The sequence below is a fragment of the Nitratireductor sp. StC3 genome, from assembly GCF_003015025.1.
In the GTDB taxonomy this organism is placed as follows: Bacteria; Pseudomonadota; Alphaproteobacteria; order Rhizobiales; family Rhizobiaceae; genus Mangrovimarina; species Mangrovimarina alexandrii.
This window is the reverse complement of sequence record NZ_PYBP01000001.1, coordinates 381121-395050: the sequence shown is the minus strand read 5'-3', so window position 1 is coordinate 395050 and position 13930 is coordinate 381121. Positions and strand designations below refer to the sequence as shown.

Here is a 13930-nt window from a genome sequence, read left to right as displayed (position 1 = left end):
GTATTGCGGATCGAGGACGCCGACTCATGAAGCACGACACCATCAAACCCAGCCTACGCAGACGATACGAGTTCATCGAGTTTCAGCTTATGTGGGACGGGACGGTTGGACGCAGGCGGCTCCAGGACCAGTTTGAGATTTCTCCTCAACAGGCCACTCTTGACCTAACCTCATACTTAGAAATCGCCCCCCGAAACATGGTCTATGACCCCCGGCAGAGGACCTACGTCGCGACTGCTCATTTTCGGTCGATTTTCTTGAAGGGAGAGGCCTCAGAATATCTCCAGCAGTTGGAGATGGTGCATCGGGGGTATCGACATATCGGTGAAGTCTGGCCTGCCGAGATGCCGTCTTTCGACGCGGTTGATGTCGCCACAAGACGAATCGCACCGGCGACGCTGAAGTCGGTCCTTCACGCGATCCGCACCCGGAAGTGCACCGAAGTTACCTACGTTTCACTGAGTTCCGAAACCGAAGGCCCGCGACACCTTTTTCCTCACGCGATCGCCAGCGATGGCCATCGCTGGCACATGCGGGCGTTTGATGCGGACAAAGGTCGCTATTCCGATTTTGTGCTATCGCGCGTCGACAAAATCAAAATCGTTGAGCATGAGCGGGATGAGTTGCCGGAGGACCTTAGCTGGCAGACATTTGTGGCTCTCAGACTTCAGCCCGATCCAGCACTTCCCCGGCGACAGAAGGAGCAGCTTCAACTCGAATACGACATGGACAATGGAGAGCTATGCGTCAACGTCCGCAAGGCGATGATGTTTTACTATTTGCGGCACTACGGTTTCGATCCTCTCGAAATGGAGGGCAGTTGCATGCGCAACAAGAGCAGTTTCCACCTATCGATTGCCAACCTTGTGGAAGTAGAAGAAAGCCTCGGCCGAAGATGACGCGAAGCCTAGAAACTCCCATGTCAGCTGATACGGACATAGCGGAACGTCGGCGGGCTGTTCTGCTGCAGAACGATTTCATCGGAGGCAACGCTGAGATTGTGACACGCATTTTGGCGTGTGCCCAACCCAGGACGTTCTTAAAGGGCCATCACCTCATTCAGAAAGGCGCGGCCGATGATTGCGTCTATTTCATCACCTCTGGAAGTGCAGACGTGCGGATCCACGGGCGCCATATCGACACGAGAAGCGCACCGAACACCGTGGGTGAAATGGCAGCAAAGAGGGCCGGAAAACCTCGCACGGCCGATGTCATAGTTTCCTCGAACGCGCTCGACGCTTTGGTAGTGTCAGGAAGTGAGTTCCGAGGGCTGATGAGAGATTTCCCGTACTTCCAGGCCAAGCTGGACGATTGGATTGATGAACTGTCTCGCACTAAGATCTCCCAACTGGCTGACAAGCAAGTTGGCTGGTTCTCTTGGCCTGTCTTATCGGGCATTGCTGCCAGCGTTATTGCCGCAGTTGCCGCCCTCACAATGTGGTTGGCTGACTTTATCGGGTGGCAATGTGTGGCTGGAGGTCTTGCATTCGGTACATTTACTTATATCGGCCTCTTACTCGCGAACCCCGCTCATCGGTATCGTAACATGTCGCGCGCTGCTAGTTTGGCGCTATTCGGACTTATCCTATACGGTGGGATAAGTTTCTCGGTGACTGTAGATGGAGAAAAGTCGACCGTCCCATTTTTCATAAACTTTGATGCCGGGCTACAAGTCAACCTTGGATTCTTTGCCGTCAGCTGTGCTGCATTGCTCGCGATAGCCTGGTTAGGGGCTCACTTCGACGCGAAAATCAGCCAATCAGATGGTACGCACTAAGTTTTCGCTTCTGCTTCTCACTGTTGCCGGCGCTGCAAGCCAACCCTGCGGGCGGAATGCTTGAACGCCCATTGGTTCCTGAGCCTTGCGGATGCCCGCGAAAAGATGGAGGATTGGCGTCGATACTACAATGAGGTTCGGCCTCACTCGGCGATCGGATACAACGTCCCGATCGCGCTGCAGAGTCCCGGTGACGCAGCCAGCCCGTCACCGTGACAGAAGCCGGAAATCTCCAGCCTCCGGCGGTCCAAAGCCCAGAGCAACACCCCTGAAGTTCCGGTTCCAGGTATAACTTTTAGACGCGGACAAAACGTGGAGCAGGTCAACACAGATGCCATAGTCGGTCAAATGTGCGCGCCATCAGCGACCGCTTGCGGCGCGAACCTTTTACTACAGGAAATGCTCGATCCAGATTTCGGCAACCTCGCGGCGTTCTCTATGACTTAATCCGGGGAGGTGACCGTTACTCGGCGGTACCTCGCCGTCGATCAGTGCCTTGATAGCACGCAGCTTTTCGCCCTCGATGAGCTGAATTGCAGGCCCAATCACCGCGCCGTGTAGAAAATTTGCTGCGTTGCCGTCAGCGATCAAAAAGAAGTGTCTACCACCCGGGCGATTTTCTTGGTAGCGTACTAAGTTGTCGCCAACCGGTTCGCGAACGTACCCCTTCTCAAGCACACTGAGATCGAACTCGTCGTCCGCCGAAGTTACGCTAGCAATCACGCAACCTGACTGCAGCATCCCGAAACCACGGAGATCGAACGCTTTTTGGCCCGTGGCGCACACCACCAGTGACGCTCGTTCAAGGGCGTCATCAAGCCGTACATTAGCCTGGAACCCGCGGGCTGCAGCTTCTGCGAGCTTCGCGGGATCGGTGTCGTATACAACTGTGTTGATTCCACGCCCCCGAAGGATGTCGGCTATGGAACTGCCGACACGTCCATATCCCACTACAGTGGCGGATCGCGTTTGGAGTATCTCAGCCTGATCTCGTAGGACTGCTTCGATCGAAAACACCATACTGGATCCGACCAAGTAGTCTTCGGGCAACTTTAGGGGGCTGCGGGCTACGGTGATCACAGGTGTCTTGCGGTCACCGTGTTCCTCGTATTTCGCGGCGCCGTTCTCGGTCCCCTCCATTACGCCTAGGATATTACCATCGAATCGCGCCGCGATGGTGTCGACCGAGGTGGCAAAGTAGCCACCGATGTCCACGAGCACAACCTTGCGGCCCGCGAGGCCGAGATCATCGAATGTAGCGAGTACTGCGTCAACATCCGCCGCCCAGCCACGGGACAGGCTTGGTGTCTTGTACTTCCGTGAGAGAATGCCATACTCGGGACGCCCCACAGACTTAGGCTTCGCGAGAATGGCCGCTAACGTCAAGAAATCATCAAGCGCCGGCGCGAAAGAAAGAGTATTTGGCACCATGTGAGCGATCGCTACACAGTGTATATCTCGGAATGAGCCAAGACGACTCACAAGGTGCGAGAAGTATGCCGATATTCTGCCAGAATTTGCGGACATTCTTCTTGCGGCACTTAGGTGTGATCGCCCATATTTCGGCTCCTTGCTTTAGGTGAATTCATAGCACCAGGTTTGTTCTATGTCTAGTCTTGAGAAGAATGCGTCCATTCGATGCGGTGACCCATATTATTCCTGTTTGGCTTAAAGATCTCCTTTTCAAACACAAGTCGTCCTTCACACGCAGACCTGCCCATGATTTCCTCCGACTCGATGACCTTTTCTGTGTCGTGGGTAAAGCGAAGATACTGGACACGCAAGCCCGACCATTCGGGGAGCACGACAGTTAGTCGCAAGACGTTCTCGATGGCCTTCGTTGGCCTGACTCGCAAGAATGGCCTGAAGGATCCACCCAAGTCCTTCATTTTGTGTCGGAACACGAGAGTTTCCTGTTCTCCCACATTGATCGTCCGTCCTAGATCAACCAGGACGATTCGTGCTTGTCCCTCCACAATCAAGGGGCCATGGATGCGCTGCAGCGGAAAACCCCAAGCGTCGATGTCCGAGACCAATTCGGGAACAGGCTCCTTTTCCACGCCGGACCCGGTCCAATAGTACTCACGAACGAAAAATCGGCTAGGCAAGGTCGCTTCCACCACGAAAGTATGCTCAGAGCGGAAAGTCGTGGAGCTTCGGTCTACAACTTCCAGCTGATGGATCGCGTCAACGACCTTAAACGACGACGACATTCTATTTTCTTCGAACTAGGTTAGAAATGCAGGCGCGCGAAATTTCCCGATCGACTACCCTGCAGCGAACTTGCCGAAGAAGCCATCTTAAGCACTTACTTGGCAATTTTGCGAAGAGCACCCTCCCAGGTACTCGATGAGTGTCAGTGACTGTCATCGACGCCAAGGTCCTCCACCCGAATACGCTCAAACCAAAATTGTCAAAGAAGCAAGTCATCTTGGCTCTTTACGTGATCGCGTACAGAAAAAATACGGGAAATGGGCTTTAACCCCCAACGTGATGCGGGCCATCCCGCAGAATCAATAGAATGCGCGCTCCGATGCGCCTTCGCGCAACTCGGCATGCCTCGGCCGCATTCCTCATCGGAATATGAGGCAAAGGCCTGCCCAAGAAAGGCGTTCCGCAAGCCTCTGCTCGGGAGACCGCGTAGCGGCGGCAGACGGCTTGCGGGTTGCCGAAGGCAGGTCAACCTCGCCGCCATTCCGATGAACACTGCGGCCTGTAGCGTTCGGGCCGGGCAGGTGCGCGAGCGAAGGCGCCAGCGTTTGTCGGACGTCTGACAATCGGCGTGCGCGGCGGGTGCCGTCACTACCCGGAGCATCCGGTAGTGACGGCACCCCACTTTGCCAAGCTCATCCGCGCCTTTCTGTCAATGAACGCACGTGCCACCCGCGTGATCGGACACACGAAGTCCTCTAACTTCATCATTTTCCGCACCTTTTTCTCGCTTTCATTTTCTTGCTCTCCCAACGTGAACCCGATCCGCAACAGCCGATCAAATCTCACATCCCTTTTTCCAACCACAGGAGAGCAGCATGCGCGCTCTATCGATCAGGTCGCCGCCGCGCGACCACCCAACCGGATTCAACGATCCGGTTCGCCCATCCGGGCAACCCACACCGGCCGGTCTCCAGACCGGCTCTAGGAGGCTCTTACCGCTTGAAAGGAGTTCATCACGTCTTCGGTCCTGAGCCGCAGACACGCTCTGCGGGTCGCTTTGGCTACGGCCATGGCGACGGCCATCAACACTCACCGACAAGAACAATACTGGAAGAGACTGATGGACGATCTCACGATGGACCTGGGCCGCATGTGCCGTCATAACCGCGACGGCGCCTACGGCACACAGAAGAACCGATTGCGCGGCCTCACCGCGATGGCCGCTGATCTGCGGCGACTTGGCTACCGCCTGCCGGGTGCCCGCTCTCTCAAGACACGGCACGTCAACGCGCTGGTCGAACACTGGCAGGGTAATGACCTGGATGACGCCACCATCCGCAACCGCCTTTCCTGGCTCAGATGGTGGGCCGATCGCATCAACAAGCCCAACATCGTCGAACGTGACAATGCCACCTACGGACTGGCCAAGGAGACCGAAGCGCCGATCAACCGTGCCCGCAAACTCGATCCCGCTAAGTTCAAGCAGATCGCGTGCCCATTGATCCGGGCATCTGTCCTGCTCCAGGTCGCGTTCGGCTTGCGCCGTGAAGAGGCGATCAAGTTTCAGCCGGCGTATGCGATCCAGGCACACCGCATCGTGCTCAAGTCCAGTTGGACGAAAGGCGGTCGCGCACGATCGGTACCCATTATTGCGGAAGCCCAGCGCCGAGTGCTGATGGACATCCGCCGCCTGATCCCGGGCCACGGCTCGCTGATCCCGACCAACAGCACCTACGCCGAACAACTCAGACGCTATGAATATCAAACCCTCCAAGCGGGACTGCGCAACACGCACGGGTTCCGCCATGCCTACGCCCAGCAGCGCTACCTCGCCCTGACGGGCCAAGCCTGCCCCCTGCAAGGTGGTAAACGCCGCGGGGACATGTCCGAAGACGAGCGACAGCAGGATCGAGCCGCACGCCTCAAGATTTCCGGGGAGCTTGGCCACGCCCGCCTCGCCATCACCGATACCTACCTGGGGAGGGCCTGATGATGTCTGATGCCAAAAGCAACTGGGAACTCACCACTCAAGCCAGGGAGCGCTACGCGGTCCAACTGTTCGATATCATCCGTGTCGTGGAGGCTATTGAGGAACGGGCGAGGGAAGGGTACCGCGATCTCCGGCTCAGCCAAATCTATCCGTTCGATCTGTCCCGCACGGAGCCGGCGCGCCAGTTGGAAGGTTGGCTCGAGGTCGGCCACTACCGCTATGTCTGGTATCCGACGGTGCCAATCCCCGACCCGCTGAATTCCTCGCAGGACGATTATCCTGAGTTGGTTATCTTCTGGTGAGCTCGCTGATTCTGCTAGCGCTGCTACCACTGGTGCTGGGGAGCCTGCGCATCGTATTGACCCTGACTGGATGGATAATTTGGCTTCTGTGCGTGGCGACCTTGCTGACTTTGGCCTTTATCCTCTTTGATCAGGGACATGCCGTGTGGTGGAAGCCATATTGATGTATCGCACGCCGGCTCCGCCGGCCTGAACAGCACAACCCTTTGCAGGACATGCCTTGCGGCACGCTCACGCGAGAGCTGTGTCGAGACGGTTGGGCGAGTCTTGAACGGGGACATCAAGATATTGCCTGTCACCGGCGAGTCGAAGCAATGGTACCATCGACGTTCTGGTCCTATCTGTGGACCGGAATGATCAAAGGTGTCTGGTGAGGACGATGCTGATTGCTTCGAACATAGAGCCTCATCTCAGCCGGCGCCCGGATGTGGCCCAAATATCCCACTTGACATGCGGCACGCGGATCAAGCTTATTCGCGCCATGCAAATCGGGCATGCCATCAAGCTCATGTATGCCGCGCCGCTCCGGCTGGCGCTCGCGATTCTTTTTCTCGCCCTCACATCGGTGCAGCCTGGCCTGTTTTCTCTGGCGAGCGCCAAGGGTCTGGCTGTCAAGCCCGCCGAAGTTGCACAGGGCCACACACCGCATGCCGTTGCGGACCACGCGCATGAAGACGGCCATCACGCTGGCCCCGATACCGGACACGCGCAAAGCAAGGTCCAGCATCACAAGAGCGGCAAGTTCTCGGACGGCGGCTGCGAAGTCCATTGCGCGCCGGTCACCGCGGTGCCGGTCGACTGCCCGTTCCCGCAATGGCCGGCCAGCAGTGGCCACGGTGCGATATGCATCGTCGCGCTCGTCGACGGCGAGACCAGCGTCCTCGCAAAACCTCCCAGATACCTGAACTGACGCGCCCGCATCGGGCGGAGCCTGCCGCGTGACGTTTCGTGTCACGACGGCGCGATCCCTCGTTCAGTTCAGGTAATTCAGGATGAAACTTGCATTTGTTGCGGTGCTCGCGCCGCTTTCGGTGACCGCATGTGCGGCGACACCGCCGGTCGTGCTGCCGGCCTACAACGCGGCCGACCCGGCGATGGGCGTTCGCGAAACCAGCTATCGTCCCGTCGTGGGTGATTATCACCACCGCCAGCCGGTCGGCCCGCAGGATTGGCGGCGGCTCAACGAGCGGCTGTCGCCGGCTTCGAAAGGAGCCGGGTCATGAGGACTGGCATTCCCAGGATCATCGCCCTTGCGGCCCTGCCTCTTCTAACCGCCGGCTGCGCCACGACGGGAGCGGTCGACACCGATCCCTTGAGCGCCTTTGCGCCCGTTTCCGACCGGACCGCGTCGGTGACGGGCAAGCAGACGGTCTGGCTCCAGTCCGCCGAAGAGGCACGCAAGGTCGGCGAACGTGTACAGGCGCTTGTCCGAAACAGGACGGTCGGACCCGACACGGCCGTGCAGGTGGCGCTCCTCAACAACAAGGGGCTTCAGGCCGCCTATGCCGATGTCGGCCTGTCGCAGGCCGAGGTCTGGCAACAGAGCCTGCTCGTCAACCCGACCGTCTCGGTCGGGCTGACCGGCGTCGACCCGGTCCGCTCCATCGAGGCGACGGTGGCCAACAACATCCTTGCCGTGATCACGCGCCCGAAGCGCATGGCCATCGCCGATACCCGGCTGAGGCAGGCTCAGTTGCGCGCCGCCGAAGAAACCTTGCGCGTGGCCGCCGACACGCGGCGCGCGTGGATCGACGCGGTTTCGGCATGGGAAAGGGTTGCCTATCTCAACCAGGCCCAGGCGGCCGCCGATGCCGCCTCGGAACTTGCCCAGAAGCTCGGCGAGACCGGCGCCTTCACCAAATCGGGCCAGGCGCGGGAGCACGTGTTCTACGCCGAATTGGCGGGCCAGACCGCGGAAGCGCGGATGCAGGCGCGCATGGCCAAGGAGGCGCTGACCCGCCTGATGGGCCTTTGGGGCTCCGACCTCGACTATCAGGTGCCCAATGCGCTGCCTTCGCTGCCGAAGCGTCCAACGGCAAAGCGGGCGATCGAGGCGGAGGCGCTGCGCAACCGCGTCGACCTGGAGGTGGCGCGGCTGGAACTGGAAGCCCTTGCCCGCGCCTACGGGCTGACCTCGGCGACCCGCTACCTGACCGATCTCGATATTGTCTCTGGGGCCGAAGTCGAGCGCGAAAAAGAGGATGACGGCACCACCACCACAACAACCACACCGAGGATCGAGCTGGACTTCGTAATCCCGATCTTTGACAGCGGCCAGGCACGCCTGCGCAAGGCCGAACTCGCCTACATGCGGGCGGCGAACCTCTTGGCGGAGAAAGCGGTGAACGTTCGTTCCGAGGCCCGCGGCGCCTATGACGGCTATCGATCGAGCTACGACATCGCCCGGCATTACCGCAACAATGTCGTGCCGTTGAGGACCACCATCGAGGAAGAGGCGGTGCTGACCTATAACGGCATGATCACCAACACATTCGAGCTGTTGGCCGACACCCGCGCCAGGATTGGCGCGATCATGCTGTCGCTGAACGCCAAGCGTCAGTTCTGGCTGGCCGACGTCAATCTGGGCACCGCAATTCATGGCGGCGGTCCGGGATCGTCCCCGGCCGTTGCGACGGAGGTCGCGGCGGCTGGCGACGGCGGCGGCGGACATTGAGCAGGAGAACCGAAAAAATGATCACCAGACGACAAATCCTCGGTGGCGGCGCGTTCCTTGCCGGAGCGGCCGCCTGGACGAAGACCGCAGCCATGGGCCTGCCCGAAGCGCCGATCATGGAATCGGCCGACATGCAGCCGCCATTGTTCCCGTCAAGCGGGCCGGACTACCAGCCCGTCGTCACCCTCAACGGCTGGACACTGCCGCATCGCATCAACAACGGGGTCAAGGAGTTCCATCTCGTGGCCGAACCGGTCGAACGCGAGATGGCGCCCGGCATGACGGGTTATCTGTGGGGTTACAACGGACAGTCGCCCGGCCCGACCATCGAGGCCGTGGAAGGCGACCGGGTGCGCATCTTCGTCACCAACCGGCTGCCGGAGCACACCACGATCCACTGGCACGGCATGATCCTGCCCAACGGCATGGACGGGGTGACCGGGCTGACCCAGCCCGGTATCCCGCCCGGCAAGACCTTCGTCTACGAGTTCGATCTCGTGAAGAGCGGCACCTTCATGTACCACCCGCATGCCGACGAGATGGTGCAGATGGCGATGGGCATGATGGGCTTTTTCGTCATCCACCCGAAAGATCCGGCGGAGCATCGGGTCGACCGTGACTTCGTCTTCCTGCTCAACGCCTTCGACATCGACCCCGGCTCCTACGTGCCGCGTGTCATGGAGATGACGGACTTCAACATGTGGTGCTGGAACAGCCGTCTCTTCCCGGCCATCAGTCCGCTGGTGGCGGCCAGGGACGACCGGGTTCGGGTGCGCGTCGGCAATCTGACGATGACCAATCACCCCATCCACATGCATGGCTACGACTTCGAGGTCACCTGCACCGACGGCGGCTGGGTTCGCCCCGAAGCGCGCTGGCCGGAGGTCTCCATCGACATTCCCGTGGGCGCCATGCGCGCCTACGAGTTCGACGCGACCTATCCCGGCGATTGGGCCATCCACTGCCACAAATCGCACCACACCATGAACGCGATGGGCCACGACGTGCCGACCTTCATCGGCGCCGACAAGACCGAGGTGGCCAAGAAGATCCGGCGGGTGCAGCCGGAATACATGGCCATGGGCACTCGCGGCATGGCCGACATGGGCGAGATGGAGATGCCGCTGCCTGACAATACTGTCAAGATGATGGAAGGCTGGGGACAATTCGGCGCGATAGAGATGGGCGGCATGTTCTCCGTCGTGAAGGTTCGCGAGGGATTGGCCTCCGACGATTATGCCGACCCAGGCTGGTACGAGCACCCGGCCGGCACCGTCGCCTACGAATGGACGGCCGACACGCCCGAGCCAACAAGATCAGGCAACACAAAAGAGATGCCCCCGGCCGATCCGCATGCGGGGCACAAACAGGGATGAAACTCCTTCAACCGACAAGCAACCAGGAAAGGAACAGCATGAGACATCTGATCATTGCGCTCACCGCGTCGGCGCTCGCAGTGGGCGCGGCGCATGCCGCTGGCAAACACGCTGGTGGACACGACGAAATGGCGATCGGCAAGCCGGCGGACGCTGACAAAGCGAAGCGGACTGTGACCATCACCATGTTCGAAAACGACGACGGCGCGATGCTGTTCGAGCCGGCGTCGTTGGAAGTGAAGGAGGGAGAGACCATCCGCCTCAGCTTCGTCAACAAGGGCGAAACCGACCACGAGTTCGTCATGGACGACCATGAGGAACTCATGAAGCACAAGGAGATGATGGCGAAGTTCCCGGAAATGGAACACGACGATCCCAACTCCGTCCGGCTGGCGCCGGGCGAGAAGGGAGAGATCGTCTGGACCTTCGCCAAGACCGGAAATTTCGAATTCGCCTGCCTCATTCCAGGCCACTACGAGTCCGGCATGAAGGGCGAGATCACGGTCAGCAATTAAGCAGAAAGGAAAGACAGCCATGAAATCCATCGCAACCGCGATAGCCGCCCTCGGCCTGGCAATCTCGCTCGGCGGTGCAGCCTCGGCCACCGAATACACCAAGGGCGAGGTGACCAAGATCGACGCCAAGCAGAAGAAGCTGACGATCAAGCACGAGGAACTGAAGAATCTCGACATGCCGGCCATGAAGATGGTGTTCGTCGTCGCCGACGACGCCATGATCGACAAGGTCAAGGAAGGCCAGCCGATCGAGTTCGTCGCCGAACGCGTAAACGGACGACTCACGGTCACCGAGATCAAGTAGCAAATGCCTTTTCTCGGTCCGACGAATCGGACCGAAGCGATCCAGCCCATCCCAATAACCAAGAACGGTCTAACCCGTCGATAGAGATGCAGCGTACCCGCCGCCGGGCGCCGCCGGGCGCGGTGGGTACGCTTGCCCCTGCCAGAGGTCACCATGTCGGCATAACTACAACCGAGAAGGCGACCACAATGAAAATACTCCTGGTCGAGGACGATGACCGGACCAGCAACTACATTGCCAGCGGATTGCATTCGTCGGGACACACGGTTGATATTCTGAAGGATGGCCGCGATGCACTCGGTATCGGCCTTAGAGAGCCCTATGACGTGGCCATCGTTGACCGCATGCTACCCGGGTTGGATGGCCTTGCGCTTGTAAAGAGCCTACGTGCAGCCGGTGGCAAGATTCCAATCTTGTTTCTCACGTCCCTTGGAGGAGTGGAAGATCGTGTCGCGGGACTGGAAGCGGGCGCAGATGACTATCTGGTGAAACCGTTTGCGTTTTCCGAGCTAACGGCGCGCGTCAGTGCCCTTGCACGCCGCCCTCCGATGTCCGGCGAGAAAACTCACCTGCAGGTGGCAGACCTCGAATTGGACCTCGTGCGACGAGTGGCCAAGAGACAAGGCAAAGTAATTGATCTTCTGCCCCGAGAATTTGCCCTGCTGGAAATTCTCATGCGCAACGAAGGTCGCATCCTGACCAAACACATGCTCTTGGAACGTATATGGAATTTCAATTTCGATCCTCAGAGTACGGTCGTCGAGACGCATGTCAGCAGGCTCCGGAGCAAGATCGATAAGCCGTTTGAGGTTCCTTTGCTGCACACGACACGAAACACCGGTTACAGCATTCATGTCCCAAGGTAGTATCGCGCGCACTACGTCGTTCCGCCTTGCAATACTTTATTTGGCTCTCTTTCTGGTCTGCTATCTTGGGGTGAATTTGGTCGCCTACAATATGGTCGCCAGTCACCTCAGCCAGCGTCTTGATTCGCACGTGATGGAGCGCTTCCGAGAAATCCAAACAGCTTTCGACAAGCGAGGACTAGCCGGCGCCAGCGCGATGATTGAAAACCACGGTCCCGCTATCCGAGGTCAGGAAACAATCTATTCGCTACGCGCACCGGATGGCACTCTGCTCGCCGGGAACATCGACATCACTGACGCATCGCCAGGCTTTTCTACCCTTGATGCGAGTAATCACAATGCCATCCCAGTCAATTATCGACTCTATCGGAACGCGCTCGGCCCAGCGGAACTCATCATAGGCGTAAGCTACGATGATACCAACAGCCTGCGCAGCATCGCCCTGACGAGTTTCGGTTGGGCGACGGCCATACTGCTCGCGACCGGTTTAGGCGGGGGCGCCTTTCTTGCCCTGAGGACGCGAAAGCGGATCGCAGCATTGTCGGCCGTCATGCGCGAGGTAGCTTCCGGTAAGCTTTCGACGCGCTTGCCAGTCTCGTCGCGCATGGATGACATTGACGCGCTGGCAGAAGAGGTAAATGTGTCACTTGCGTACCTTGAAGCCAGCGTCAATGCCATGCGGCAGGTTACCACCGACATTGCTCATGATCTCAAGACTCCAATCTCCCGCTTGTTCCTGCTGCTGGAGGCAGCGGCACAAGCCTCAACCCTTAGCGCCGCCCATCCGCTGATTCAAACGGCCTTAACTGATATCCGCGCGATCACCGCAACGTTCGATGCGCTCTTGCGCATTTCCCAGATCGAGGCCGGGGTGCAACGCCAACGGTTTCGGCGAATTAACGTGAATGAACTTCTCCAGGATGTATTCGAAGTTTATGCTGATATTGCGGGCAACAACGATCGTCACATTCGTCTTGCCATGGAGCGAGGCGGCCAAACCATGCTACGGGGTGATCCGGATCTGCTTAGACAGATGCTGGCCAATCTAGTCCAAAATGCCATTAGTCACACGCCGCCAGGTTCGCAGATCGAAATTGGAAGCGAAACGCAGAAGGGGGAAGTCGTTGTTGTGGTCAAAGACAACGGCCCTGGCATTCCGGTTGAAGAGCGATTGAATGTTCTCAAACGCTTCTATCGATTGGACAAGAGCCGACGGACGGAAGGCTCGGGGCTGGGACTGAGCATGGTAAAGGCCATATCTGATCTACATGGTGCTACGCTTCACCTAGCAGACAACAAGCCGGGGTTGGCCGTTCACATTCGGTTTCCGAAGCCGGGCGATAGTTTATGGAAAAACCCGCCCGCGGAGGTCAGATACGCGGGCGGGTAAAGGGCATCACATGGAGATGCTTTTTCATCTAGAGATGCGGGTGTACCCTTACAGAGCGAGTTAAGCTGCGCTTTTCTCCGTGTTTACATCTCTGTAAAAATGCTCGCCGACGAACTACCGCCCCCCCCGGTAGTCAAAACCACGCTCCCACGGTGCGAGGGGTCGAATGTATTGGACTGTGCCGTAGCGATCGTTCCTTCTTTCAACCAGTCCATTTTCCATCACAGTAAACGTAACGTTCGGATCAGAAACTGAGGTCACCGAGTCACCGGGTCTGCCCTCTCCCTGCAGCAACGCTTCTACGCGCTGCGCGTTTGAGACAGCTGAAGTCGTCAAAGGATCGACCGTCTGCTGGTGAGGGAAAGCCAGAGATGCTGAGCTAAGCAAAAGGGCGGTAGTGATTGCGGAAATGCGGGTCATTGTTTTCTCCAGTTTCTACGGGGTGACGGGTTGCTCACCCAGACTACTGCTCCGGCGGCCGCCGCAACGTTCTCTCAGAGAGGGTATCGACCCTTGCTTCCTGAAGAACGCGGAGCTCAGTACCGATGCGTGAACGAATCTAGAGGCCGCGGTTCACCTTGC

At 58.7% G+C, this 13930-nt stretch carries 14 protein-coding genes and 1 pseudogene; 13 read left to right on the top strand and 2 right to left on the bottom strand.

Annotated elements, in window-relative coordinates:
* Positions 1-26: 26 nt before the first annotated feature.
* The 3 genes and pseudogenes from C7T96_RS02000 to C7T96_RS01990 all read left to right on the top strand — a co-directional run.
* Positions 27-899 carry a WYL domain-containing protein gene (locus C7T96_RS02000; RefSeq protein WP_106569481.1) on the top strand — a complete coding sequence of 291 codons (873 nt, stop codon included), beginning with the start codon at positions 27-29 and terminating at the stop codon, positions 897-899.
* Positions 900-919: 20 nt separating this feature from the next.
* A complete protein-coding gene (locus C7T96_RS01995; protein WP_158264286.1) occupies positions 920-1777 on the top strand; it encodes a cyclic nucleotide-binding domain-containing protein in 858 nt (285 codons plus the stop codon).
* A 48-nt stretch (positions 1778-1825) separates the two neighbouring features.
* Positions 1826-1993 (top strand): annotated as a pseudogene (locus C7T96_RS01990) (transposase); the annotation flags it as partial.
* A gap of 174 nt (positions 1994-2167) precedes the next feature.
* Here C7T96_RS01990 and C7T96_RS01985 read toward each other — a convergent pair.
* Positions 2168-3208, bottom strand: a complete 1041-nt coding sequence (locus tag C7T96_RS01985) for an NAD(P)-dependent oxidoreductase (RefSeq protein WP_158264285.1) — start codon at positions 3206-3208, stop codon at positions 2168-2170.
* A 179-nt stretch (positions 3209-3387) separates the two neighbouring features.
* A complete protein-coding gene (locus C7T96_RS01980; RefSeq protein ID WP_106569478.1) occupies positions 3388-3990 on the bottom strand; it encodes a hypothetical protein in 603 nt (200 codons plus the stop codon).
* Positions 3991-5051: 1061 nt separating this feature from the next.
* Here C7T96_RS01980 and C7T96_RS01970 point away from each other — a divergent pair.
* From C7T96_RS01970 to C7T96_RS01925, 10 genes are all read left to right on the top strand, one after another.
* The gene (locus tag C7T96_RS01970) at positions 5052-5921 is read left to right on the top strand and encodes a phage integrase N-terminal domain-containing protein (protein WP_106569476.1); all 870 of its coding nucleotides are present in this window, start codon (positions 5052-5054) and stop codon (positions 5919-5921) included.
* The gene (locus C7T96_RS01965; RefSeq protein ID WP_106569475.1) at positions 5921-6223 is read left to right on the top strand and encodes a hypothetical protein; all 303 of its coding nucleotides are present in this window, start codon (positions 5921-5923) and stop codon (positions 6221-6223) included. The genes C7T96_RS01970 and C7T96_RS01965 overlap by 1 nt, the downstream gene beginning before the upstream one ends.
* Positions 6224-6602: 379 nt before the next feature.
* Complete coding sequence (locus C7T96_RS01960; RefSeq protein ID WP_146149127.1) at positions 6603-7133, top strand: hypothetical protein; 531 nt, start codon at positions 6603-6605, stop codon at positions 7131-7133.
* Between the two features lie 82 nt (positions 7134-7215).
* Positions 7216-7446 carry a hypothetical protein gene (locus C7T96_RS01955; protein ID WP_106569473.1) on the top strand — a complete coding sequence of 77 codons (231 nt, stop codon included), beginning with the start codon at positions 7216-7218 and terminating at the stop codon, positions 7444-7446.
* Positions 7443-8897, top strand: coding sequence for a TolC family protein (locus tag C7T96_RS01950; RefSeq protein WP_106569472.1), 1455 nt, complete (start codon positions 7443-7445; stop codon positions 8895-8897). Before C7T96_RS01955 ends, C7T96_RS01950 begins: the two co-directional genes overlap by 4 nt.
* Before the next feature lie 17 nt (positions 8898-8914).
* Complete coding sequence (locus tag C7T96_RS01945) at positions 8915-10273, top strand: copper oxidase (protein ID WP_106569471.1); 1359 nt, start codon at positions 8915-8917, stop codon at positions 10271-10273.
* A gap of 38 nt (positions 10274-10311) precedes the next feature.
* On the top strand, positions 10312-10788 hold the full coding sequence (locus tag C7T96_RS01940) for a cupredoxin family protein (RefSeq protein WP_106569470.1): 477 nt from the start codon (positions 10312-10314) through the stop codon (positions 10786-10788).
* A 19-nt stretch (positions 10789-10807) separates the two neighbouring features.
* Entirely contained in the window at positions 10808-11092 is a 285-nt protein-coding gene (locus tag C7T96_RS01935) for a copper-binding protein (protein WP_106569469.1), read from the top strand.
* A gap of 188 nt (positions 11093-11280) precedes the next feature.
* The gene (locus C7T96_RS01930; RefSeq protein ID WP_106569468.1) at positions 11281-11958 is read left to right on the top strand and encodes a response regulator transcription factor; all 678 of its coding nucleotides are present in this window, start codon (positions 11281-11283) and stop codon (positions 11956-11958) included.
* Complete coding sequence (locus tag C7T96_RS01925) at positions 11945-13348, top strand: HAMP domain-containing sensor histidine kinase (protein ID WP_106569467.1); 1404 nt, start codon at positions 11945-11947, stop codon at positions 13346-13348. Before C7T96_RS01930 ends, C7T96_RS01925 begins: the two co-directional genes overlap by 14 nt.
* Positions 13349-13930 lie beyond the last annotated feature (582 nt).